This is a genomic window from Pauljensenia sp. 20925_1_25 (assembly GCF_041433955.1).
In the GTDB taxonomy this organism is placed as follows: Bacteria; Actinomycetota; Actinomycetes; order Actinomycetales; family Actinomycetaceae; genus Pauljensenia.
Genome location: NZ_JAPWCL010000001.1, coordinates 100849 through 124262 on the forward strand (window position 1 = coordinate 100849; position 23414 = coordinate 124262).

At 65.7% G+C, this 23414-nt stretch carries 21 protein-coding genes; 15 read left to right on the forward strand and 6 right to left on the reverse strand.

Features of this window, described 5'->3' with window-relative positions; translation table 11 throughout:
* Both O3932_RS00530 and O3932_RS00535 read right to left on the reverse strand, forming a co-directional pair.
* Entirely contained in the window at window positions 1–471 is a 471-nt protein-coding gene (locus O3932_RS00530; RefSeq protein ID WP_009648223.1) for a DUF2304 domain-containing protein, read from the reverse strand.
* A complete protein-coding gene (locus tag O3932_RS00535; protein WP_314569481.1) occupies window positions 468–1148 on the reverse strand; it encodes a glycosyltransferase family 2 protein in 681 nt (226 codons plus the stop codon). The genes O3932_RS00530 and O3932_RS00535 overlap by 4 nt, the downstream gene beginning before the upstream one ends.
* Before the next feature lie 108 nt (window positions 1149–1256).
* On the opposite strand from O3932_RS00535, the gene O3932_RS00540 reads away from it, so the two are divergent.
* From O3932_RS00540 to O3932_RS00550, 3 genes are read left to right on the forward strand one after another with little or no spacing between them, the layout of a single operon-like run.
* Entirely contained in the window at window positions 1257–1931 is a 675-nt protein-coding gene (locus O3932_RS00540) for an acyltransferase (RefSeq protein ID WP_314569484.1), read from the forward strand.
* The gene (locus O3932_RS00545; protein ID WP_371535444.1) at window positions 1928–3028 is read left to right on the forward strand and encodes a DegT/DnrJ/EryC1/StrS family aminotransferase; all 1101 of its coding nucleotides are present in this window, start codon (window positions 1928–1930) and stop codon (window positions 3026–3028) included. The genes O3932_RS00540 and O3932_RS00545 overlap by 4 nt, the downstream gene beginning before the upstream one ends.
* Before the next feature lies 1 nt (window position 3029).
* Complete coding sequence (locus O3932_RS00550) at window positions 3030–4013, forward strand: Gfo/Idh/MocA family protein (RefSeq protein ID WP_371535447.1); 984 nt, start codon at window positions 3030–3032, stop codon at window positions 4011–4013.
* Window positions 4014–4297: 284 nt separating this feature from the next.
* On the opposite strand, the gene O3932_RS00555 is transcribed toward O3932_RS00550, so the two are convergent.
* Window positions 4298–5953, reverse strand: a complete 1656-nt coding sequence (locus O3932_RS00555) for a DUF2142 domain-containing protein (RefSeq protein ID WP_371535450.1) — start codon at window positions 5951–5953, stop codon at window positions 4298–4300.
* Window positions 5954–5989: 36 nt separating this feature from the next.
* Window positions 5990–7138, reverse strand: a complete 1149-nt coding sequence (locus O3932_RS00560; RefSeq protein WP_009648221.1) for a glycosyltransferase family 1 protein — start codon at window positions 7136–7138, stop codon at window positions 5990–5992.
* A 91-nt stretch (window positions 7139–7229) separates the two neighbouring features.
* Between O3932_RS00560 and O3932_RS00565 the strand changes: the two genes are divergently transcribed.
* From O3932_RS00565 to O3932_RS00605, 9 genes are all read left to right on the forward strand, one after another.
* Window positions 7230–8348 carry a glycosyltransferase family 1 protein gene (locus O3932_RS00565; protein WP_232204176.1) on the forward strand — a complete coding sequence of 373 codons (1119 nt, stop codon included), beginning with the start codon at window positions 7230–7232 and terminating at the stop codon, window positions 8346–8348.
* Window positions 8345–9430 (forward strand): glycosyltransferase family 2 protein, encoded by a 1086-nt coding sequence (locus tag O3932_RS00570; protein ID WP_315294189.1) that lies wholly within the window; start codon window positions 8345–8347, stop codon window positions 9428–9430. The genes O3932_RS00565 and O3932_RS00570 overlap by 4 nt, the downstream gene beginning before the upstream one ends.
* Before the next feature lie 110 nt (window positions 9431–9540).
* On the forward strand, window positions 9541–10815 hold the full coding sequence (locus O3932_RS00575) for a glycosyltransferase family 1 protein (RefSeq protein ID WP_371535453.1): 1275 nt from the start codon (window positions 9541–9543) through the stop codon (window positions 10813–10815).
* Window positions 10808–11734 (forward strand): NAD-dependent epimerase/dehydratase family protein, encoded by a 927-nt coding sequence (locus tag O3932_RS00580; RefSeq protein WP_009647864.1) that lies wholly within the window; start codon window positions 10808–10810, stop codon window positions 11732–11734. Before O3932_RS00575 ends, O3932_RS00580 begins: the two co-directional genes overlap by 8 nt.
* On the forward strand, window positions 11724–12692 hold the full coding sequence (locus tag O3932_RS00585; protein ID WP_009647868.1) for a glycosyltransferase family A protein: 969 nt from the start codon (window positions 11724–11726) through the stop codon (window positions 12690–12692). The genes O3932_RS00580 and O3932_RS00585 overlap by 11 nt, the downstream gene beginning before the upstream one ends.
* A 31-nt stretch (window positions 12693–12723) precedes the next feature.
* Window positions 12724–13659: an ABC transporter permease gene (locus O3932_RS00590; protein ID WP_009647873.1), complete on the forward strand. Its 936-nt coding sequence runs from the start codon at window positions 12724–12726 to the stop codon at window positions 13657–13659.
* 5 nt (window positions 13660–13664) lie between these two features.
* Complete coding sequence (locus O3932_RS00595; RefSeq protein ID WP_371535457.1) at window positions 13665–14834, forward strand: ABC transporter ATP-binding protein; 1170 nt, start codon at window positions 13665–13667, stop codon at window positions 14832–14834.
* A gap of 132 nt (window positions 14835–14966) precedes the next feature.
* Window positions 14967–15974, forward strand: a complete 1008-nt coding sequence (gene rfbB / locus O3932_RS00600) for a dTDP-glucose 4,6-dehydratase (RefSeq protein ID WP_009647865.1) — start codon at window positions 14967–14969, stop codon at window positions 15972–15974.
* A gap of 13 nt (window positions 15975–15987) precedes the next feature.
* Window positions 15988–16953 carry a glycosyltransferase gene (locus O3932_RS00605; protein WP_296504990.1) on the forward strand — a complete coding sequence of 322 codons (966 nt, stop codon included), beginning with the start codon at window positions 15988–15990 and terminating at the stop codon, window positions 16951–16953.
* A 28-nt stretch (window positions 16954–16981) separates the two neighbouring features.
* Here the strand turns inward: O3932_RS00605 and O3932_RS00610 are convergent, their stop codons facing one another.
* Window positions 16982–17593, reverse strand: a complete 612-nt coding sequence (locus O3932_RS00610) for a hypothetical protein (RefSeq protein ID WP_366101370.1) — start codon at window positions 17591–17593, stop codon at window positions 16982–16984.
* A 311-nt stretch (window positions 17594–17904) separates the two neighbouring features.
* On the opposite strand from O3932_RS00610, the gene O3932_RS00615 reads away from it, so the two are divergent.
* Genes O3932_RS00615 through O3932_RS00625 form a run of 3 tightly spaced genes read left to right on the forward strand, consistent with a single transcriptional unit; the run spans window position 17905 to window position 22891 of the window.
* The gene (locus tag O3932_RS00615) at window positions 17905–18201 is read left to right on the forward strand and encodes a WhiB family transcriptional regulator (RefSeq protein WP_009647886.1); all 297 of its coding nucleotides are present in this window, start codon (window positions 17905–17907) and stop codon (window positions 18199–18201) included.
* Window positions 18198–21356, forward strand: coding sequence for a glycosyltransferase (locus O3932_RS00620; RefSeq protein ID WP_371535460.1), 3159 nt, complete (start codon window positions 18198–18200; stop codon window positions 21354–21356). The genes O3932_RS00615 and O3932_RS00620 overlap by 4 nt, the downstream gene beginning before the upstream one ends.
* Window positions 21353–22891 (forward strand): DUF5719 family protein, encoded by a 1539-nt coding sequence (locus tag O3932_RS00625; RefSeq protein WP_371535462.1) that lies wholly within the window; start codon window positions 21353–21355, stop codon window positions 22889–22891. The genes O3932_RS00620 and O3932_RS00625 overlap by 4 nt, the downstream gene beginning before the upstream one ends.
* Window positions 22892–22954: 63 nt before the next feature.
* Here O3932_RS00625 and O3932_RS00630 read toward each other — a convergent pair whose 3' ends face one another.
* The gene (locus O3932_RS00630; protein WP_009647891.1) at window positions 22955–23260 is read right to left on the reverse strand and encodes a metallopeptidase family protein; all 306 of its coding nucleotides are present in this window, start codon (window positions 23258–23260) and stop codon (window positions 22955–22957) included.
* Window positions 23261–23414: the final 154 nt, after the last annotated feature.

The window sequence follows — 23414 nt, forward strand, 5'->3', positions numbered from 1 at the left end:
TTACTCATCACTTGTAACCATATCGTTATCGGTCGTGTTTGTCGGGGAATGTGGTGGGGAAGCGGCGTGTTCCACTTGCTGAGGATCCCTCGTCTCAGGGGAGTGATCGCCGGTGGAAACCACTGCCTCGTCAGGAGGACGCACCCCCGCCAGCGCTAGCGCACGCGCGAGCGCCGCCACACGTGCCTCCATGCGCGCTTCGCGCCGGTAGGCGGTGACCATCTGAGCGATCAACGCGACGACAAGGCCGTAGACTATCAGGTTCACCCCGCGATCAACGCCGATCACGTGCGCCAGCCTGTTCGCCAGGGACGGCACGAGGATTGCGACAACGGCAGCAGCGACGAGTGCGCCGATCCCGATGCGGCGCATCGCGAGGGAGGACGCGGAGGAGACCGGGCGCGTGAGCCACCACGCGATGACGGCGAGTGCGAGCAGCAGAAGGACACGAATCAGCAGGTAGGCGCTCATCGTTCTCCCAACACAAGGTCGACGACGATGTTGACGGAATTCAGCAGCGGCTGGCCCTTCGCGCGCGAATAGTCCGTGTAGGAGATCGTCACGGGATGTTCGGCACCTGGAAGGCCGCAGCCAGCCAGCTGGGAGACGATCTGCGAGGCGTGGGCCATGCGTCCCTGGGTCAGGTGCACGTGGGCGAGGGCGTCGGCACGGATGACGCGCAGGCCATTGTGCGTGTCGGTGAGCGCCATGCCGGTGCGGGCGTGAGCGGCCATCGCACCGACGTGCAGCAGAGCGCGCTTGAGCGCGCCGACTTGGGTGCCTCCACCGTCGAGGAAACGGGACCCGAGGACGAAGGCAAGGTCCTCTCTGCGCGCGCGATCAACCATCGCCGCGGCGTCGGCGGGATCGTGCTGGCCATCGGCATCAAAAGTCACTACGTAGCGGGCCCCGCGGGCGAGGGCCGCATCGAAGCCGGTCTGCAGGGCAGCGCCCTGCCCCAGGTTCAGCGGGTGGACCGCCGTGTAGGCGCCGGCGCTGCGAGCGAGAGCGGCGGTATCGTCGCCGGAGGCATCGTCCACGACGAGGACTCGGGGAAAAAGAGCGCGCACGCCCGCGATGACGCCCCCGATGACGGGCGCCTCGTTAAACGCGGGGATGACGACCCACGTGTCGGAGCGCTGCTGCATTTCTCCAGTGTCGCACATAGGGCAGTCCACGCGCCTATAGTGTTGCTATCTGACGGGGCGTACCTGATGTGCGTGATCGTGCCTATAGGACAATACAAGGGAGATACCGTGATCAAGCCCAGCGCCGACGTGGCACCCAGCGCGCAGGTCGCCCCCAGCGCCCGCGTGTGGCACCTAGCCCAGGTTCGCGAAAACGCCCGTATCGGCGAAGAAACGATCATCGGACGCGGAGCCTACATTGGCGAAGGCGTTCGGGTAGGTGCGCGCTGCAAGATCCAGAACTACGCCCTCGTCTACGAACCCGCCTCCCTGGCCGACGGCGTCTTCGTCGGCCCCGCAGCCGTCTTCACGAACGACCACTGCCCCCGCGCCATCAACCCCGACGGAACCCTGAAGAGCGCGTCGGATTGGCACCGCGTCGGCGTCACCGTCGAGCACGGTGCCGCCATCGGCGCGCGCGCCGTATGCGTGGCCCCCGTGCGCATCGGCGCGTGGGCAAGCGTCGGAGCAGGCTCTGTCGTCACCCGCGACGTCGCCCCCTACGCCCTCGTCGTCGGCGTGCCCGCGCGCCGCGTCGGATGGGTCGGCGAGGCCGGGGTACCCCTCGTGGTCGTCGATCCCGACGCTGCACCCGACCGCGAGGCCGGGACAGTCGCGTGGGTGTGCCCGGCCTCGGGCCGCCGCTACATCGAGCGAAACGGCACCCTGACGCCGGAGGAAACCCAGGCCTCGTCCCCGAACACCGCCGACACACAGGCCCAGACCCATGAGGACCACCAGTGATGCAGCCCTTCATTCCACCCGCACGCCCGCTCATCGGCGAGGAGGAAATCGACGCGGTCGCCGCCGTCATGCGTACGGGCATGATCGCCCAGGGGCCGCAGGTCGCCGCCTTCGAGGAGGAGTTTGCCGCCACCCTCGTGCCCGGAACCCACGCCGTCGCGGTCAACTCGGGAACATCAGCCCTGCACTTGGGCCTGCTCGCCGCCGGGATCGGGCCGGGTGACGAGGTCATCGTCCCTTCCTTCACCTTCGCTGCCACCGCGAACTCGGTCGCCATCACGGGCGCGACCCCCGTGTTCGCCGACATTGACCCGCTCACGTTCACACTGTCACCGGCCGCTGTCGAAGCCGCAATCACGCCTCGCACACGGGCCATCATGCCCGTCCACCTGTACGGCCACCCCGCGCCCATGGAGGCGCTTCAGGCGATTGCCGACGCGCATGGACTCATGCTCTTTGAAGACGCCGCTCAGGCCCACGGTGCCACCCTGCACGGGCGCGCGGTCGGCTCTTTCGGCACCTTCGCGGCCTTCTCCTTCTACCCGACGAAGAACATGACCAGCGGGGAGGGCGGCATGGTCACCTCCACCGACCCCAGCGTCATCCGCGGTGTGAAGCTTGCGCGCAACCAGGGCATGGAGACGCGCTACGCCAACGAAATCGTTGGCCTCAACAACCGCATGACCGACATCCACGCGGCCATCGGTCGGGTGCAGCTCACCAAGGTCGGCGCGTGGACGCGCAAACGTCAGGACAACGCCGCCTTCCTGGACGCTCACCTGCGCGGCGTCACCGTCCCGCACGTCGCCCCCGGTGCCACGCACGTCTACCACCAGTACACGATCCGCGTACCCGAAGACCGCGACGGTTTCGCCGCCGCCCTGCGCGAGGAGTACGGCATCGGCTCGGGCGTCTACTACCCGATCCCGAACCACGAGCTGCCCTCCCTGGCCCGCTTCGCCCCCGGTCTGGAGCTTCCGGCCACGCGCGAGGCAGCCGACCAGGTCCTCTCCCTGCCGATCTACCCGTCGCTGACGCCCATCGAGCTGGAGCGCATCGCACACGGCGTCAACGCGCTCGCGGAGGCGGGTGCCTGACGTGAGTATTCGCTTAGGAATCCTCGGCATTGGCTCGATGGGCCGACACCACGTGCGCAACGCCCGCGCCACGCGGGGGGTAGACCTCGTCGCGCTCGCGGATCCGGGCGGCGACCGCTTCGGCGTCGCCGGCAACCTGCCCGTCCTCGGCGGCGTCGAGGAACTGATCGAGGCCGGCATCGACGCGGCGATCATCGCTGCCCCCACCGCCCACCACGAAGCCGCAGCTCTAGCGCTCGCCGAGGCCGGGGTACACACCCTCGTCGAAAAGCCCCTCGCCACGAGCGTGGAGGCGGGCCGGCGCATCCGCGACGCCTTCGCGCGTGCGGGCCTCGTGGGTGCCGTCGGCTACGTCGAGCGCTGCAACCCGGCGCTCATCGACATGCGTCGGCGGATCGCTCAAGGCCAGCTCGGCGACATCGAGCAGATCGCGACGCGCCGCCAGTCGCCCTTCCCCGCGCGCATCAGCGACGTCGGCGTGGTGAAGGACCTAGCCACGCACGACGTGGACCTGGCCGCGTGGGTGGCCGGTGCCCCCTACGAGAGCATCTACGCGCGCACTTCCGCGCGCTCGGGCAGGCCTCACGAGGACATGATGGTCGCTTCGGGCGTGCTTGTCGGAGGCATCCTCGTCAACCACCTCGTCAACTGGCTGACCCCCTACAAGGACCGCACGACCATCGTGACGGGGGAGCGCGGCGCGCTCGTCGCCGACACCGCCATGGGGGACCTGACCTTTTACGAGAACGGCCACGCGCCCCTGCAGTGGGACGCCATCGCGGCCTTCCGCGGGGTCAGCGAGGGCCAGGTCGTGCGCTATGCGCTCACCAAGCGCGAGCCCCTCGCCCTCGAACACGAGCGCTTCCGCGACGCGATTCTCGGCGTGGGCAGCGAGCACGTCACCATGGACGAGGCCCTGGACAACCTGCGCGTCGTCGAGGCCATCCTCGCCTCGGCCGCCACCGGTCGTTCCGTCGACCTGTAGGGAACGCGTTCGGTCGATCATCATCTACCGCGCGGCCCTGTTCCGCACGCAAACCCTCTATCCCGCACGCAAACCCTCTGTTCCGCACGTGGGCGACCCCGCCCACGCTCCGATGAGCGGGTTCACGTGCGGAAGAGAGGACCCACGCTCTTCATAGCGGGTTCACCTGCGCATCGAAGCGCCTGAATCCGCCTCTAGCCGACGAACCCGCCACGGCCTCGTCACCCGAATACGCGTGCGCCCAGGTAACCTGCCGGGCAGGCACCTGGGCGCACGAAGGAGAATCAGGACTCGAGAGCGGGCTTCTGGTCGGGTTCTTCACGCGTTAAGAGGAACGCGAAAGCAATGGCCGCAGCGAAAGAAACCGTGCCGATCACCCAGACCGTGTTCGGGCCGATGGGGGCACCCGGCCACCACCACCCGGCCGTCCGACTCAGATTGAACAGGATGACCGAGGAACCATGGGTGTAGCGCAGCAGCAGGAGGAACAACGCCCAGAACTGGGTTCCTGCCGCCAGCACGCCGAGCACGACAGCCTGCGGACGCGAGACCATGCGCTCGCGCCGATCCATCGTCAGCAAGAAGAACAGGAACACGATCCACAGAGGCATCATGTAGCGCGCCTGGTAGGTAGCCACGTTGTTGAACTCCTGGAGAATACCGATGAGGGTCGGGACGCCAGCCATCGCGCCAACCAGCGTGAGCAGTGTCATCAGCTTGCGCCACGACCAGGTGCGCGCACCAGCGATAAAGACGGCACCCGCGATCAGGAGGCCAACGGTCGAGATAGAGCCGTCGTAGTTCACGTCCAGCCATCCCGGTCCCCAGCGGTAGCCGTAGAAACCGGCGAGGTACTGCGGCAGGAAGGACATGTTGTCACCGAGCAGGTCAATGAGTGAGCGAGACTCGCCCTGCGCCGTCGTCAGGTGGGTGCTCGCGACGTTCGTTGAGCGCATGACGATGATGCCGATGATCGAGGCAACGATGGCAAGCGTGGCCTCGGGCCAGTGCTCGCGACGCCAACGCACCGCGAACGCGAGGGCGACGGTGATGACGAACAGGAAGAATGCGGAGTCGCCGCGTGAGGTACACGACAGGACAGCGCCCAGAGCGGCAGCACCGAGCAGGGACCAACGCCGCCACCCATAGGACTGCGTGGCCGACCATAGACCAGCCGCGAAGGCAAACACGCCTGTGAAGGCCCACGAAGAGGGGTTGTTGGAGGCAATGAAATAGATGCCCATCGGCGTCCATGCCGCCAGAATTGCCAACACGTAGCCGCGGCGCATCGCGCTCGGCATGAGTGCGCCGATCGCGCCGATGAGAACAATAGCGATGCCGACGTTGATGAGACGCATCGTCACACCCGCCCGGTCGGCGTCGTGAGCGATGAAGTGGTGGTGGAATTGGTAGTAGCCCCACGGGTAGTTGCCGTCATCCCAACGGTCGGTCACCATCGTGCGCTCGTCCGAGTTGTTGAGCGAGCAGACGGCAGATTCATTCCCGTGGAACGCGTAGCACGCGACCCTGGTGGCGGAGATGGTCTCGGGAACGACCGGGCCGAAGGTTCCACGTTCGGTGTAGCCGGTCGTACAACCGGAATCCGCCAGCGGGGGAGGACACCAGATAGAACCCAGGTGGTAGTCGTCGTCGGGGGAGGCCCCGAGCGGGGACGACACGGCCCACGCGAGGCCAACGCCGCACACAGACAGCACGAGGCCGATAACGCCGATCACGCGCCAGGCGCGGGTGGACAAACCAAAGCGGTCGCGGAAGGAAGCTGAATGCGGTGCCGGTGCCTCGCCGGGCTGATCCGCGTCCTTGTCCTCAGCGCGATCAATGTCCAGGGGGCGCGCGTTCTCGTCAGACTGATCCGTTTCCGTAGCGAACTCGTCCTCCAAGGGCTTCGCCTCGTCGCTGGGATGGTCGTGAGTGGTCATAGCAGGCAGTCCTTGTGTGTCGCGGTACGTTGGGGATCAGAGTCCGGCTGCGGCGCGGAATGCCTGCGCGTGGACTTCAGCTGCCCGTTCCCAGGTGAACTCCTCGGAGCGAGCGATGGCGGCCTGCCCCAGCCGGGCGCGGCGCTGCGGATCGTTCATCAGGGTGGTGAGGGCGTCGGCGATCGACTCGGGAGTGATGTCGCAGTAGTCGACCGCGTCCCCGCCGACCTCGGGCAGGGACGTCAGGCGCGTCGTGAGCGTCGCAGCGCCACAGCTCATGGCCTCGAGAACGGGCAGGCCGAAGCCCTCCGCGATCGAGGGGTAGGCCAGGACGAGGCATCCGGAGAGGAAACCGGGCAAGTCCTCCAGAGGCAGGTAGCCGGGACGCAGAACCGTCAGGTGCGAGGGGACTGCCGCCAGGGCCGGGTCAATGTCCTCATCCCAGCCCTTGCCGCCGGCCAGAACCAGTGCGGGAGGATTGGGCAGGTCCGAGACCGCCTGCGTCCAACCGCGCACCAGGTTCGGGACGTTCTTGCGGGGCTCGAGAGTGCCGAGGAAACCGATGTACTCCTGGCCATCCAGGCCGAGGGACTTCTTGACACGCGCACGCTCAGCGTCATCCACGGGGTGGAAGATTGATCGGTCTACGCCGTGGTAGGCGACGTAGAACTGCGAGGGGTCACCGCCCGCGTACTTGATCGTCTCATCGCGCGTCGCCTCGGAAGGCACGACGAGCGCAGCAGCCCGACGGATCGCGCGGCGGATCGCGAACGTGAAGAACTTTTGCTTCGTACGCGAGTGTGCCTGCGGGTGGGAGAAGAACGTTGCGTCGTGCAGGGTGATGACGACTGGCACGCCCGGGAACTGCGGGCACGTGTAGTGAGGGGAGTGGAGCACGTCGGGGCGAACCTTGCGGATGAGCGAGGGCAACCCCGTCTGCTCCCACGCGAAACGCATCGGACGCGACTCGAAGCGAGGGGAAATCGGGATGATGCGAGCGGATGGCAGACGCGTGGCAAAGTGCTCTGCGTCGCGCTCTTGCACCGCCATCGTGAGTTCAACGCCCTGGGCCTCGAGTTCGGGCACCAGATCGTCCACGTAGCGGCCCACTCCGCCGAGGTTCGCGGGGATCGCAGTGGCGTCCATGAGGACGCGGACGGGCTTGGACGAGAGAGAGGAAGGCATAATGGTCTCCGGTCGTTGCGAAGGATTTTCCCATTGTATGTCAGTATCTGGCCGGGCAGACGCTGACATACATCTCAACTATCCTGGAGGTATGAGCGTACGCGTCGGAATGGTAGTTGAGCAGATGTGGCAGCCCGTGCCCGGAGGCTCGGGACGATACATCGTGGAAGTGGCCTCTCGCCTGGCCGCGCAGGGGGTACGCGCCGTCGGCATCGCCGCGCGACACGGCGCGGGCGAACCCACCCCGGAAGAGGTAGGCCTGACGATTCCTGTGCTCAACTCCGCGCTGCCGCGCCGCCTCCTGTACGCAGCGTGGGACCGCCTGAGCATGCCGCGCGTGGACCGGATGCTCGGCGTCGGATCGGGCGGGGAAGCGCAGGTCGTGCACGCGACCACCTGGGCGATTCCCCCGACCTCGCGGCCGCTGGTGGTCACCGTTCACGACGTCGCGTTCCTGCGCGATGCCAGCCACTTCACCTCCCACGGGGCCGCCTACTTTAACCGTGCCCTCGACATCACCAGGCACCGTGCCGACGCGGTCATCGTCCCCTCCGAGGCGACCGCGCGCGACTGCATCGAGGCGGGCATCGACGAGGGACTCATCACCGTCATCCCGCACGGCCTCACCCACACGCCCGTCACCGACTCCCAGGTGGAGGGCTTCCGCGCCCGCCACGGCCTGACCCGCCCCTACATCCTGTGGGTCGGCACTCGCGAACCCCGCAAGAACCTGCCGACGCTGCTGCGCGCATACCGCGCCATGGCCTCGTCCACGGATCTCGACCTGGTCCTCGTGGGTCCCGCTGGGTGGGGAGAAGACCCCGAGTGGGGGGACCTGCCCGCCGAACGCACCCACGTCCTCGGACGCCTCGATGACACCGACCTCGCCTGCGCCTATGCAGGAGCGCGTGTCTTCACGTTCCCCTCGATCTGGGAGGGCTTCGGGCTGCCCGTCCTTGAGGCTATGGCGCACGGCACCCCCGTCGTCACCAGCGCCGACACCTGCATGGCGGAGATCACGGGCACCGACGCGGGTCTCCTTGTACCGGCCACCGACGCTCGTGCCCTCGCCGACGCCCTGGAGGCCGCCGCCGGAAGCGAGCACGACCGCCTAGCCGCGGCCGGCCTCGCCCGCGCCACCGACTACACGTGGGAAGCCTCAGCAGCCGCCCACGCCCGCCTCTACGAGACGCTGGCGGGCACCCAATGAACGCCGGGACGAACACCCCCGGCGCGGGAGAACAGACCGGAGCCGCGCGGCGCAGCGCCCGCGTCGTCCTCGTTAACTGGAAGAACGCGCCCCTGACCCTGCGGGCCGCCCGCTCGATCGCCCCCCAACTGCGCCAGGGCGACCGCCTGATCCTCGTCGATAACGGCTCGGGGGACGACTCCCTCGACGTCCTCGCCGCCCACCTGCCTGAGCTGCGTGCGCTCGCGGGCAGACGTCCCGGCGTGGGCGGTGCTGACGTCGAGATCGTCAACGCGGGCGTCAACGATGGCTTCGGTGCGGGCGTGATGGCGGGAGCCTCCGACCTGCGTGAGGGTGCTCTCGTCCTGCTCAACAACGACGCGACGGTCCGCGAGGGTTTTTTGGACGCGCTCCTGGCTCCGCTCGGCGACCCGATGGTGGGAGCGACGACCGCGCTCATCCTCCTGGCCGGGCGCTACCGCGAGGCGCGCGACGGCGAGGCCGTAGCCCTGAGCGGAAACGGTCCCACGCGCTGGGTGCGGCTCAGCGACGACGAGGCCCGGGCCGGTCTGGGCACGATCCTGGTCAATTCGACGGGGAACGTCGTGGACGGCGCGGGCAACGGGCAGGACCGCGACTGGCTGTGCCTCGCATCCGAGCTCGATGCCCCGGCCGAGGTCTTTGGCATCTGTGGGGGAGCGTGCGCGATTCGCTCCGACGCCTGGGAGGAAGTCGGCGGCATACGAACCGACCTGTTCATGTACTACGAGGACACGGACCTGTCCTACAAGCTCCACGAGGCTGGATACAGCGTGCGTTTCGTGCGTGAGGCCGTGGTTGATCACGAGCACGCGGCCTCCTCGGACGCGACTTCGCCGATGTTCACCCGTGTTAATGCGCGCAACCGACTGATCGTCGCGGCTGAGCACGCGGCCTGGTCAGTGGTTGCCAACGCGCTGGCTCGCTCCATCGTGCGCGCCGCGCGCGAGGGCTTCCGCGGTCCGGCGGCTCATGGCATCGCCCAGGGTATCGCCGCGATTCCGGCCGCGCTGCGTCGGCGCCACGCGCGTCGAACACGTCGTGGTGGGGCACATTTACGGTGATTCCTTGTCACAAAGGAAACGCTGGAAAGTGAGTAAAGATACAGAGCTGCGGCAAGGGATGAGTCACTCCTCGGTCAAGTCCGATCCCTGTAGGCGCTAGACTGACGAACATGACACAGACGAATCCGCTGGTGCGTAAGTTCGCGAAGGGTGCCTCCTACCTCAAACGACACGGGGGGCGTATGACGACCGCTCGTCTCTTGCAGGGCTTGGGCAATCAGATTGCAAACTCAGGCAAGGGAAAAGGCAAGGCGCAGTACCCCCTCGGGATGCTCGTCAAGTTCTCTGACGCCGCCGCCCTCGACTGGGTAAGCGAGCCTCACTGGAAGAAGAACCCGCGCACCGTCGGTGAGGGTCCGTTCGTTACCGCGTGGATCATGTCTCCCCCCGGCGAGTCCTCCGGTGGGCACCAGAACATCTTCCGTTTCCTGTCCTACCTGGAGGCGGCCGGTCACACCGTCAAGATCTTCCTCTACTGGTCGCAGGCGATCCCTGTCGACGCGGATCGCGTGCGCGAGATGGTCGAGCGTTCCAGCAACTACCCGTCCCTGAAGGCCACTTACGCCCTCTATGACCCGACAGTCGGCGTCGGCGATGACGTTGACGCGATCTTCGCGACCGGCTGGGAGACCGCCTACCCCGCGTACCTGGATCGTTCCAACGCTCGTCGCTTCTACTTCGTCCAGGACTTCGAACCCTCGTTCTACCCCGTTGGATCCGAGAACCAGCTCGCGGAGAACACGTATCGCTTCGGTTTTGAGGCCTTCACCGCCGGTAAGTGGCTGGCCACGAAGCTCCACGACGAGTACGGCATGACGACGCACCCCTTCGACTTCGCCGCAGAGATGACGCTCTACAAGCGCACGAATGACTCGCGGCGCAAGGACGTCTTCTTCTACGCGCGTCCGGTCACGATGCGTCGTGGATTTGAGCTGGGGTGCATGGTGCTGGCCGACGTCAAGAAGCGTCGTCCGGATATCCGCATTCACATGGCCGGGTGGGACGTGTCGGAGTGGAAGGTTCCTTTCGAGTACGTCAACCACGGAGCGATGAAGCTCGAAGAACTCGCTCCGCTGTATAACCAGTGCGCCGTCGCGCTCGTTATGAGTCTGACGAACCTGTCGCTGCTCCCGCTCGAGCTGGCGTCGTGCGGCACAATCCCCGTCGTCAACGATGCCCCCAACAACCGTCTCGTCTCGGACAACCCTGCCATCGACTACGTGCCGCTCTCGCCCGGCGCTATGGCCGAGGAGATCATTCGGATTGTGGACGCGCAGGATCAGGTGGAGCGTTCGCGTGAGGCTGCTGCCTCCGCGACGACTCTGAGCTGGGAGGACTCGGGACGTACGTTCGTCGCCGATTTTGAGGAGGCCATGAATGCCTAACATTCTGGTGGTCGGAGGAAACGGATTCCTCGGATCTCACTTGGTTGATGCCCTCGCCGCCGAGGAAGGCACGTTCATCCGCGCCTTCGACATGTTCGGCAGTGGAGAACACTGGAAGGCTGAAGGAGTCGAGGCCTTCGATGGTAACTTCCTGAACCGGGATGACGTGGCGCGCGCCGTGCAGGGCATGGATATCGTCGTGCACATGCTGTCCACGACGGATCCCGCGACGGCGGAGAACGATCCGACGCTGGACGTGCGCACGAACATCCAGGGCAGCATCGATCTGTTCCGCGCCTGCGTCGAGGCCGGGGTGAGTCACGTCTACTACGCATCGAGTGGTGGCACGATCTACGGCGACCAAGACAAGGAAAGCTACAGCGAGGACGACCGTACGCTTCCGGTATCGCCCTACGGCATCGGCAAGCTCACCATCGAGAACTACATGCGTTTCTTTGCGCGTAAGTACGATCTGAATTCGACGTCGCTGCGCATCTCGAACCCCTACGGTACTCGGCAGAACCCGCACAAGCGCCAGGGCATCATCCCGATCTTCCTGCGTCACATCCTGAACGGTGAGCCGCTGACGGTCATGGGTGACGGCTCCATGTTCCGCGACTACATTTATGTCGAGGACTTCGCGACGATGGTCTCCACGATGATCCAGCGCGGTGCGTCTCGTTCCGTCTACAATATCGGCTCGGGCTGCAAGACGACGGTCTCTGAAATCGTGGCCTCTATTGAGCGCGTGACCGGGGCGACGCCGGAGATCCAGCATGTCCCCACGCCCTCGACCTATCTTCTCGGATCCGTCCTCAACACGGAGCGAGTGAACAACGAGTTCGGCCCCTTCACAATGACGTCGCTCGACGAGGGGATCGCGAAAACATGGCAGGAGATTCAAGCGCATGGTTACTAAATCGGACTACATCGAGGCGAAGGACGCGTCACTGGACGCGAGTGTCGTCATCCTGACCTACAACGGTGAACAGCACATCGACGAGATCCTCGCCTCGCTGACCACCCAGCGTTTTGACGGCACCTACGAGATCCTCGTCATCGACTCGGGTTCGACTGACTCTACGCTCGACCTCATCGCCAAGTACCCGTCCGTGCGTCTCGTCCAGATCCCTAACAGCGAGTTCGGCCACGGCAAGACCCGCAACCTCGGCGCGCACCTGGCCAAGGGCCGTATCGTCGCCTACCTGACGCACGACGCAACCCCGGCCTCGGACAGGTGGCTTCACGAGATCACTGCGCCCTTTAAGATCTCCGACCGGATTGTCGCCGTCATGGGGTCGCAGATTCCGCGCTCCGACGCGTTCCCGCTGCTGCGCTACGAGATCAAGGGCGTCTTCAACGGCTTCGGACCGGGCTTTGGCACCACCCTGTTCTACGAGGACGACTTCATTCAGGACGAGGGTGTGCGCAACGCCGTCACCTTCTACTCCGACGTCAACTCCGCCGCCCGCAAGGATATTCTGACCGGCGAGGTTCCCTACCGCGACGTCTCCTACGCCGAGGACCAGCTCCTGGGCCGCGACGTCATTTCTGCTGGATACATCAAGGCCTACGCGCCCCGCGCTGCCGTCCTGCACTCTAATGAGATGACCGTCTCCGAGTACGATGACCGCATGTTCGAGGAGACCCAGGGGCTGCGCGAGGTCGGTATCGACGTCGCGATGCCCTCGATCCCCACGGTCGTGCGCATGGTCACGACTGGTATCCTGAAGGACGCGCTGCGCCTGGCGCGTGACCGCGAGGTAGGCAAACGCCGCAAGATCAGCGGCTTCTTCCTCAACCCTGCGTACCACGTGCAGAAGTGGAGGGGCGTGCGCCGGGGCGTTCGCTCCCCGCTCAAGCGCTATGGTCAGTAAGGGACCAGACGGTCAGATATAGTGAGTTGATATGACTGAATCAACGACCCCTTCCCCCGGGTCCTCTCTCGCGCTCCGCGTGGAGCGTATCGAGGCCCAACCCCTGCGAGAGCTGGGTGACAAGAGCGGCCTGGTGGGCGGCACCAAGCGCGCCTTCGCTGACATCTGGAAACGCCGCGAGCTGCTGCGTCTGCTCATCAACCGTGAGCTCAAGGCACGCTACAAGGACTCGAACCTCGGCTTTGTGTGGTCCCTGTTCAAGCCCCTGTCGCAGCTGCTCATTTACTTCATCGTTATCGGGCAGTTCCTGGGTGCGTCACGAGGCATCCCGTCCTTCGCGATCTTCGTGTTCACGGGCCTGACGGCGTGGGGCTTCTTCCTGGAAACCGTCACCGGCGGTACCGGGTCAATTGTCGCCAACTCCGGTTTGGTGAAGAAGGTTTACCTTCCGCGCGAGATTTTCCCGTTGTCGACGCTGGGAACGTCAGCGGTGAACTCGGCGATTCAGCTGGTCATCCTGCTGGGCGCCATCGTGGTGACGGGGGCTATCCCGTCGCTCGCGCAGCTGGCCTACCTGCCGCTCGCTCTCGTCGTGCTGGTCGTGTACGCGACCCTGTTCGCGCTGCTTCTGTCCGCGCTCAACGTCTACATGCGCGACATCCAGCACCTCATTGAGGTCATCACCTTCCTGGCGTTCTGGGCTTCGCCGATCGTCTACTCCTACAGCTACGTGCAAAAGGCACTGGCTGTGAACTACCCGGTGGCGCATGAGATCTACCTCGCCAATCCCGTGACGTTGGCGATCCTCGGATTCCAGCGTTCGCTGTGGGCGGCGGGTATTGATCAGCCCTACCCCGTGCACCTCATGATCCGCCTGGCCGTTGCGGCGCTGATCGGCATCGTCCTCATCTTCGGAGCGCACCGCGTCTTTGCCCGCCTCGAAGGTAACTTCGCTCAGGAGCTCTAATGTCAATGCCTGAAGTCGTCCGCGTTCAGGACGTTTCCAAGGTTTTTAAACTTCATCGGGACACCTCGGTCAAGGACCGTGTGCTGCACTCCTCGCGCGCGCGGGTGGAAGAGTTCCGCGCCCTTGACAACGTGAACGTGGACGTGTCCCTCAACGAATCCGTGGGCCTCATGGGCCACAACGGCTCCGGCAAATCCACCCTCCTGAAGATCATGGGGTCGATCATCCGCCCGACCAGTGGTCGTGTGACGACCCGCGGGCGCATGGCCGCCCTGCTCGAACTCGGTGCCGGTTTCCATCAGGATCTGACGGGACGCGAGAACGTGTTCCTCAACGCCTCGATCCTGGGCATGACACGCGCCGAAACCGAAGCCTGCTTCGATGAGATCGTTGCCTTCTCTGGCATCGAACAGTTCATCGACACGCAGGTGAAGTTCTACTCCTCGGGCATGTACGTGCGCCTCGCTTTTGCGGTCGCCGTCCACTCCGACCCTGACGTCCTCCTCGTCGATGAGGTCCTCGCGGTCGGCGACGAACCCTTCCAGCGTAAGTGCATGGACAAGATCCACTCCTTCCAGACGGAGGGGCGCGCGATCGTCCTGGTTTCTCATTCCGCCGAGCAGGTCGAGTCCGTGTGTACGCGAGGTGTCGTCCTCGACCACGGCAAGCTCGTCTTCGACGGCTCAACCTCGGATGCCGTGCGTATCCTGCGTGAGGGTTTCCAGCGCGATGCTCTCTTCGCCCCCATCCACACGGAGGAGACGGGTGTCATCTCGATCCGAGACATCGCGATGACGGATCAGGGTGGAGAACCCATCCGTGTCGCGCGGACGGGCGACACGATCTGCATCCGCATAGACTTGACCGCGTCCAAGCGCATTGAGGACTGGGTGACCGCCTTCTCGCTGGATACTAACCTGGGTCAGAAGCTGCACTACTACAACTCCCGTAACTCCGGGGCGACCCTGCCGGCCATCGAGGGCGACGCGACGGTGATCATCACCGTGCCGACCCTGACTCTGGGCGAGGGTATGTACCGGATGAACGTGTCGATTGACGACGCGGGCGGTCAGCCCTTCGCTCAGCGAGACGGAGCATGGGACCTGGTCGTCCAAGGAAACGGAATTGGCTCGGGGCCGGTGGCACTGGATTCGTCTATCGTCGTCGAGTCCTGATACGACGCCCACGCCAACCGCGATCTGTTCTTGCGATCACCTCCGTGCTGACGTACGGCATAATGGTGGCAGAGGCGATCGCACTCGACAACACAACCCGACACGCCCCCGGGCGCGCAAAGGAGAAAACCCATGAAAATCGTTGTGACCGGCGGTGCCGGCTTTATCGGAGCGAATTTCGTTCACACGCTCCTTGAGGATCATCCGGATGTCGACGTCGTCGTCCTCGATAAGTTCACCTATGCGGGCAACCGCGCGTCCCTGACTGACGTTCCTGCCGAACTCGCCTCGCGCCTGACCGTCGTCGAGGGCGATATTGCTGACGCCGATCTGGTCGACGGCGTCGTCGCCGGGGCGGACGCGGTCGTCCACTTCGCGGCTGAGTCCCACAACGACAACTCGCTGCTGGATCCCTCGCCTTTCATCCAGACGAACCTGGTGGGTACCTTCACCCTGCTGGAGGCCGTGCGCCGCCACAAGGTGCGCTTCCACCACATCTCCACCGACGAGGTGTACGGTGACCTGGAGCTGGACGATCCCGCGAAGTTCACGCCGACCACGCCCTACAACCCCTCCTCGCCCTACTCCTCCTCGAAGGCGGGTTCCGACCTGTTGGTGCGCGCGTGGGTGCGTTCCTTTGGCGTTGAGGCAACGATCTCGAACTGCTCGAACAACTACGGTCCCTACCAGCACATCGAAAAGTTCATTCCCCGCATGATCACGAACCGCCTGCGCGGCGTGCGCCCCCGCCTGTACGGCGACGGCCTGAACGTGCGCGACTGGATCCACGTGCGCGACCACAACACGGCAGTGTGGGACATCCTGATGAAGGGCCGCATCGGTGAGACCTATCTGATCGGCGCGAATGGCGAGACGAACAACCGCGACGTCGTTGCCATCCTCAACGAGCTGATGGGCTACGCCCCCGACGATTTCGATCACGTCAAGGACCGCCCGGGGCACGACCTGCGCTACGCGATCGATAACTCGAAGCTGGTGACCGAGCTCGGCTGGGAACCGAAGTTCACGAACTTCCGCGACGGCCTGGCCGACACGATCGCCTGGTACACCGATAACGAGGCCTGGTGGGCTCCCCTCAAGGAGGCCGTCGAGGCGAAGTACGCCGCCGAGGGGCACTGATCTCTTGGCTAGCATGATCGAAGACGGCGCCATGCCTCGTCCGCGCGTCACCGTCCTCATGGCCACCTATAACGGGATGGCCGAGGCCGGGGCGTGGCTGGATGAGCAGGTGGACTCCGTGCTCGCTCAGGCGGGGGTGGACGTCTCTCTTGTCGTCTCCGATGACGCGTCGACGGACGCGACGCGCTCCCATCTTGAGGAGCGTGCCGCGTCCGATCCGCGCATCACCATCTTGCCTCAGCGCGACGGTACCCCCGGGGTGACGGGCAATTTCCTGCACCTGTTTACGACGCATGTGCCCGACGGTTCCTTCGTGGCCTTCACCGACCAGGACGACGTGTGGCACGAGGATAAGCTCAGCTCTCAGCTTGCGTTGATGGCGTCCACGGGCGCTGACGTGGTTTCTTCTAACGTCACGGCGTTTGAGTCGCTGCCTGGCGGCGGGGTGGGGGAACGTCGCCTCATTCGTAAGTCTCAGCCGATGCGCGCGTGGGACTTTTTGTTTGAAGCCGCCGGACCCGGCTCTACGTACGTGTTTTCGCCTGACGCACATCGTGTGCTGGCCGAGGTGATTGAGCGCCTGGACTATTCGCAGATCGGCGTGCACGACTGGTACGTGTACGCGCTCGCCCGCGCGATTGGGCTGACGTGGGTGATCGGGGAGGAACCGACGCTGGAGTATCGTCAGCACAGCGCGAACGTCCAGGGTGCGAATTCTGGGGCTGGTGCGCGCGACGCCCGCATGGCGAAGCTGCGCAACGGCTTCTACCGCAACCAGTTCATCCTGATCGCTCGCGCCGCACTGCAGGTGGGTACGTTTGATGCCCCGCGTCGCATCGAACTGGCCACGATCCTGCGCGAGCTTGAGGCCGACAGCCAGTGGGCTCGCCTGCGCTTCGCGCTGCGCTGGCCACAGATTCGGCGCGACCGCACCGAGGGCATAAAGCTCGCGGCCGCTCGTTTTCTGCGCGTCTGGTAAGTGGGTGAGCGGCCGCGCTGTGCTCCCTTTAGCGTGAGTAGACGACCAGTCCGGCGTCGACGACCTCGGTGGTCAGAATCTGTGGAAGCTCTCGGGGCGACACGTATGTCGGGTCAATGATCACGACCGAGCGCCCCGCCATCCACTGATCGAGCACTTGTCCAGCACCCGTGCGAGCCTCCCAGAGCAACGCCACCCGTTGTCCGTGCAGGTCAGCGGGTGGACGCAACCCAGCCAGGGCCTCGTCGCGCGCAGCCTGAAGCGTCGGGGGAGTGTCGACGATCAGGGAGTCCGGTTGCATCGCGATCTCTGCGAGAGCATCCAGGGCACCACCGAGTTCGCCATTCCATGCGAAGGACAGGTACGTAGGTGCCTGGGCCAACACGTGAGCACCGCTCTCGAGGGCGGTGTTTGCCTCGTCGTTCAGAGAGTTTGTCACCAGGAGGTCTCCGGGCAGCGGGCGACGCGTATCGAGGTACTCCCAGCCCATGGCCCTGGCCGCGATCTGCCAGAGGACATCCTGCCACGGCTGGAGGGACGTGTAGATGCGGGCCGGTGTTGGTTCACCTGAACCGAAGAGGTCGGCGGCGATTTCAGTTGTTAAGTAATTAGCGACTTTGGAGAGCCAGCGGGCGACCACGGGGCCGCCCAGCTCGACTCGCACCTGGCCATATTGAGTCAGCGCAGGCCCTGACCATGCGTTAACCACGCCGATGAGTGAAGAGAGCCTGGTCACATTAAATTCAGAAGAATTCCCCATAGTCGTGAGTATATCGAAGGTCCCACGCTTTCCGTTTAACAGGTAACTGTGAAGTCGTTACAAAACTGTAAGCATTTACCGGCGGGTCAGGTGCTACTCTTGAGGTCTCAATAACGCGAAACAGCTTGACTTCCTGCATTGACACGCGTGTAATTCTCGTATTGATCGATTCGTTATAAGGAGCTCCCGCAATGTGGAACATCTTCGGCGACGGACCTCTCGAGTGGTCCGAGGATGCCGACGCGGTGCTGTACGCCCGCATCGACGGCCCCCTTGCGTGGCAGCAGCACGCGCTGTGTGCTCAGACGGATCCCGAAGCTTTCTTCCCCGAGAAGGGCGGCTCCACTCGCGAAGCGAAGGCAGTTTGTCAGGCCTGCCAGGTTCGCGAAGATTGCCTTGAGTATGCCCTCGCTAACGATGAGCGTTTCGGCATTTGGGGTGGCATGTCGGAACGCGAGAGGCGGCGCTTGCGCCGTATGGCCGGTTGAGTCCCGCTTCGCGTGCCGTCGGCGCGATCCTTGTCACCAGGGGGGACGCGCCGCTCACTCAGTCCGTTCTGCGGGCCATCGAGAATCAATCGATGGCCCCGCGTTCGCTTACCATCATCGATGTTGCAGGCCGTCGTGTCACACCGTTTCCCGCCGACCGCGTACCCCGTGGGGCCGAACTCGTGCGCGTCGGACGCGCACGTAATCTGGGCGACGCAATCCGCCGTGCGTACGCTCAAGGTGCCCCCTTCGCTTCCGAACCCTGGTGGTGGATCCTCCACGATGACTCCGCCCCCGAGCCAGAGTGCTTGAGCGAACTCGTTCAGGCGGGTACCGTCGGCAAGACCGTGGGTGCCGTCGGTGTGAAACAGTTGTCGTGGGACGGCTCGCGCCTGCTGGAACTGGGTATCTTTGCGACGGCAAGTGCGCGTCGCCTGGAGCGTATCGGCGACGATGAGATTGATCAGGGCCAGTATGACGGCACGACCGACGTCCTCGGCGTCGGCACGGCGGGTATGTTCCTGCGCGCCGAGGCGTATGACACCATCGGTGGATTCGACCCCGCTCTAGGACCCTTCGGCGACGGCCTCGACATGGGCCGACGCCTTCACCTGGCCGGGTATCGCGTCATCGTGGCTCCCCGAGCCCGCGTGCGCCATGCCCGCACGTCGATGACTCCCGGGATCGACCCGACCCAGGCCTCGGCCCTGTGGGAGGACGCTGATAGTCCCGAGGCCGTGGCTCGGCTCGCCTCCGCGCAAGCCAAGTCGTTCCGTCGGCGTCGCGCCGCCCAGATGTACAACTGGTGCAAGGCCGTACCCGCTCTTGCCCTTCCGTTCCTTGCCCTGTGGCTTCTCCTGTGGACTCCCGCGCGCGCCCTGGGGCGCTTCGTCACCGGGCGAGCCACCCTGGCTCTGCCTGAAATTGCCGCGCTGCTCTCTCTCGTGGCTGCGACGCCACGTCTTCTCGCTGGCAGGGCTCGCGCCGCGCAGTCGCGTACGGTGCCGCGTTCCTCGCTGCGTGCCCTTGAGATCGCGCCCGCGGCCCTGCGCAAAGAACCCGCCGGTGAGGAAGAGGACGACAACGGCGAGCGTATCGATCCCCTGGTCGTCGCATCCATGCGCAGCTACCGGATCCGATCCGCGTCGACCGGACTGGCACTCCTCATTGTGACCTCGATGATTGCGGGTCTCCAATGGTGGGGTGCCGCATCTGGACTCGTCGGCGGAGCCTGGGTCTCCCTGCCCGCCTCGTGGTGGGATCTGTGGAGCGCCGCATGGGCCGGGTGGATTCCCGGCGGCGATGGATACGCCGGGGGAGCCGATCCGCTGACCATCCTCATGGCGCTGCTCAGCGCTCCCGTCGCGCCTCTGGGAGTCACGCCAGGCGCGGTGGCGACTTTCCTGCTCGTCGCATCATCGCCGCTTGCCGCGATGGCCGCATGGGTGCCCACCCGTTGCCTCACGACTTCGCTGCGCGTGCGCTTCCTCGTGTCCCTCGCGTGGGCGCTGTCCCCGGCTCTGCTCATGAGTGCGGCACACGGGGTCCTGGCCGGAACCCTCGCGCACGTTGCCCTGCCGATTCTGGCCGCGTACTGCGTGTCTGCCGTCGCACCCCTCATGGTCGCGAGTGCCTCCGGTGTCGAGGCCGCACCGACCAATCCACGCGGCGTGAACGCGGGCTGCGCGGGCCTGGCCGTCCTCGTCCTGGCCTGCTGCGCCCCGTGGACTCTGCCCCTGAGCGTCGCGGCGCTCATGTGGAGCTCGCGCCGGCGGAGCATCGTCGCCCTGCCCGCGGCTGTGGTCGTCGCTCCTACCTACTTGAGCATTCTTGTTCACCCGTCGGCGTGGGTGGCCCTGACCTCGACGACCGGTGGGGTCCACGCGTACACTCGCGCGTCCTCGTGGTTCGCTTTCCTCGGAATGCCGGCTGCCCCTCAGAGCACACTCGATCTGATCGCTTCCGGCGTCCTTGGTGGAGGTGTCGCGCTCCTTGCTCTCCTGGCCGTCGCGCGTCATCGCACGACCGCCCTTGTGACGGCGCTGAGCGCCGCGCTCGTTGCCGCGCTGTGTGGATGGGCAGCCTCGCACGTCGGGGTCGGACTCGATGGCGCCCTCGTCGCCTCAGCCTGGACATCCCCCGCCTTCTCGGTGTCCTTCGGACTGCTCCTGCTCGCCGCTAGCCAGCTCATCGCGCCGATGAAGGACGAGGACGGCGAGCGCCTCGCGTGGGATGCCTCGGTTTCTGTTCTCCGGCGGGGAGGCACAACCCTTCTTGCCCTGATCCTCGTCGGCATCGGTGCCACCCAGTCGGCGGTCTCGTTCGCGACCCGAGGAGATGCCTCCGACACTCCGACCTACGCGCTCGCCCAGCGTGAGACGGTCTCGCCGGTCGCGACACCCATCATCTCTGCGGTCGGTTCCCAAGCGCAGCGTTCGTCTCGTGCCGGACGCGTCCTCGTCCTCGACGGCGACCCCACGAATGGCACTGTCAATGCCGCCCTGTGGCGAGGGAACGGCCGATCCCTGACGGATGCCTCGCCGGCCGTGCGGGCACTCGCGCTGTCTCACGCCCGCGCAGGCGCGATCACCGGGACTCTTGACGATCCCGCTACGGCCTCGCTCGCGCAGGCCGCGTACACCCTGGTCGTCTACCCCGACGACGCGACCGTTGCGACGCTCGCCGCCCACGACGTTGACACGATTCTCGTGCCCTACGGTGCCAGCGGCGCACAGGCGCTCGCGTTCGGCCTCGACCGCGCGGGCGGCCTCGAGAAGGTCGGAACCACCAACAGCGGTATCGTGTGGCGCGTGCGCCCGAGCGCGCTCAAGCCCTCGCGCGTGCGCGTCGAATCCTCCGGCGGCATCACCACCGACGTTGGCTCCTCGCAGCTGCGCGTAGACGGCAACGTCGACGCGTCTGGCACCCTCGTCCTGGCCGAGCGCGCGGACTCCGGCTGGAGGGCCAGCGTCGACGGCGTGGCCCTGACGCCCACCGACCCGGTCGACGGATGGGCTCAAGCCTTCGACATGCCCGCCGCCGGTCACCTGACAGTGACCTACAGTGCCTGGTGGATCATTCCGTGGCGCGTCGGCGCGGGCATCTGCCTGGTGGTTGTGGCCGCCAGCGCCCTATCCGTGTGGAGGAAGAGATGACAACGCCCCGGACCGCCACCCTGGCCGCGCTCGGTGTCGCCGGGATTGCGGCCGCCGCGCTGGCCACCGGATCCCTGCTCGTCGGGTCCGTTCCCGCGAGCGTCGATGGTACCGCGCAGAGCGCGCACCCCTCGCAGGTGCAGCTCGCCTGTCCGACGGCCCTCGTGGATCCTTTTAACACCAGCAATGTCGCGACGGCCGCCACGTGGTCGTCCCTTTCGTCCGCTCCGATCACGCCCGCGCCGGCCTCGATCACGGGTACCGGCGGCGTCATCCCGACGGGCCTGACGCTTGTCGGCCAGGGCGGCGGTGAACTCGCAGGACTCAGTGCCGTCGGCTGCGCGGCCCCCCGCACCTCCCAGTGGATCGCGGTCGGTGCGACCACGTCGGGTGCTGACATGGTCCTCATTCTCTCCAATCCTGGCCCGACGGCTTCGGTCGTCAGTGTCGATGGCTACGGGGCGTTCGGTCCGCTCAATGCGGCTCCGCGTCAGGTGACGGTTGCCGCGAACTCGTCGGTATCTGTCCTGTTGGCAGGCTGGTTCCCCGATGAAAACTCCCTGGCAGTCCACGTGCAGGCCGACGGGGGAGGGGTCAGTGCCTGGGCTCAGGCGTCCCTCATGAACGGGGAGGTTCCCCAGGGCACGACGCTGGCCTCCGCGATTGCCCCCGCGACGACGCAGACGATCCTCGGCGTTGACCCCAAGGGCACGTCGCTGCTGCGCCTGGTGTCGCCCTCCGGGGATGCGCATGTGAGCGTATCGGTTGCAGATTCGACGGGCGTACATCCCCTGGGCGGTGGCAATGCTACCGTCGCCGAGGGGTCAACCTTGGAGATGCCTCTCGATGGTGCTTCGAAGGATTCCACTCCAATTGCCCTGATCGTCAGTTCTGATCGCGAGGTGGTTGCTCAGACGACCACGATCACGCTCGGTGCCCCGTGGGCGGAGCGTGCCAATGCGTGGATTATGCGCTCCAGCGCCGCGCCCGCCACCCTTCTGACGCAGGCTGTGATTCCGGGCCGCGCGTCGCTGGAAACCATGGCGTCTTCGGTCCTGTCGACGAAACCGATACGCCAGACATCGCTCGAGACCAAGTCCGGTGTCAGCTCGACGCACGCGAGCCTCCTGCTCTATGCGCCCGTCACAGACGGTGACGAGGCCGTGGCTCAGGAGAACGGCGACGGCGAGCAGTCGGCCGCTCCCACGCCCGCGGTGACCCCCAATATCTGGGCTTCCCCCTCGCCGAGTCCCACGCCGACCGGCGACGCGGGCGACGCGCAGTCCACCGGTGTCAGCGCATCGAGTCCTGGCGCTGTCCCCGTCACGCTCGGTGGCCGTACCCTCTACCTGGCACCCGGCGTTCCGACCCTGGTTGAGCTGCCCGAGGCAGCCGGACAGGTGAGCGCGCCCACGCCGATCCAGGCCGCCGTCGTCATTTCCGCAGACACTGCCGTGGGCCGCATGACGACCACGTGGAACGTCGGTACCGAGGGCATCAGCGCTGTCTCCGGATCCATCCGTACCGTCAACTGAGGTGCGGATGCCCGCACGTGGCGCTCGCGCGTGCCAGTGAACGACTGGGGTGCCTGCGCGCCGTCAATGCATCGCGTCGTCGATCTCGTCTGGCGGCAGCGCCAGGATATGGCTGATACGTTCCACGAGAACTCGCCTGGTCATCGTGCCCACCTCTTCGGGCGGGCAACGCAGGGTGATCGGCAGCCGATAGACGACGATCCGATCACGCAGGCCACGGCGTCGATCCGCCGGAAAAATACGGGCCACGACCACGTTATGCGATTCCCACGCTGCCGGATTTGACGGGGGAACATCCTCCACGGCGAATTCGATCGTCGCCACCTGCGGCCAGCGGCCGATCAGCTCGCTGACGAGGTCCGCGACCATGAGGTCGAAGTCCTCTCGCCGTGTACGCCACGCCGGCGTCCCAGGGAAAAAGAGGGGTCCGCGGGGGCCCCGACCATGGCGGTCGCGGCTCATGACATGACGTCTGGTCGGAAACACTCCACCAGGGTAAAACTATGGTGTGCTGGAGCGCGCG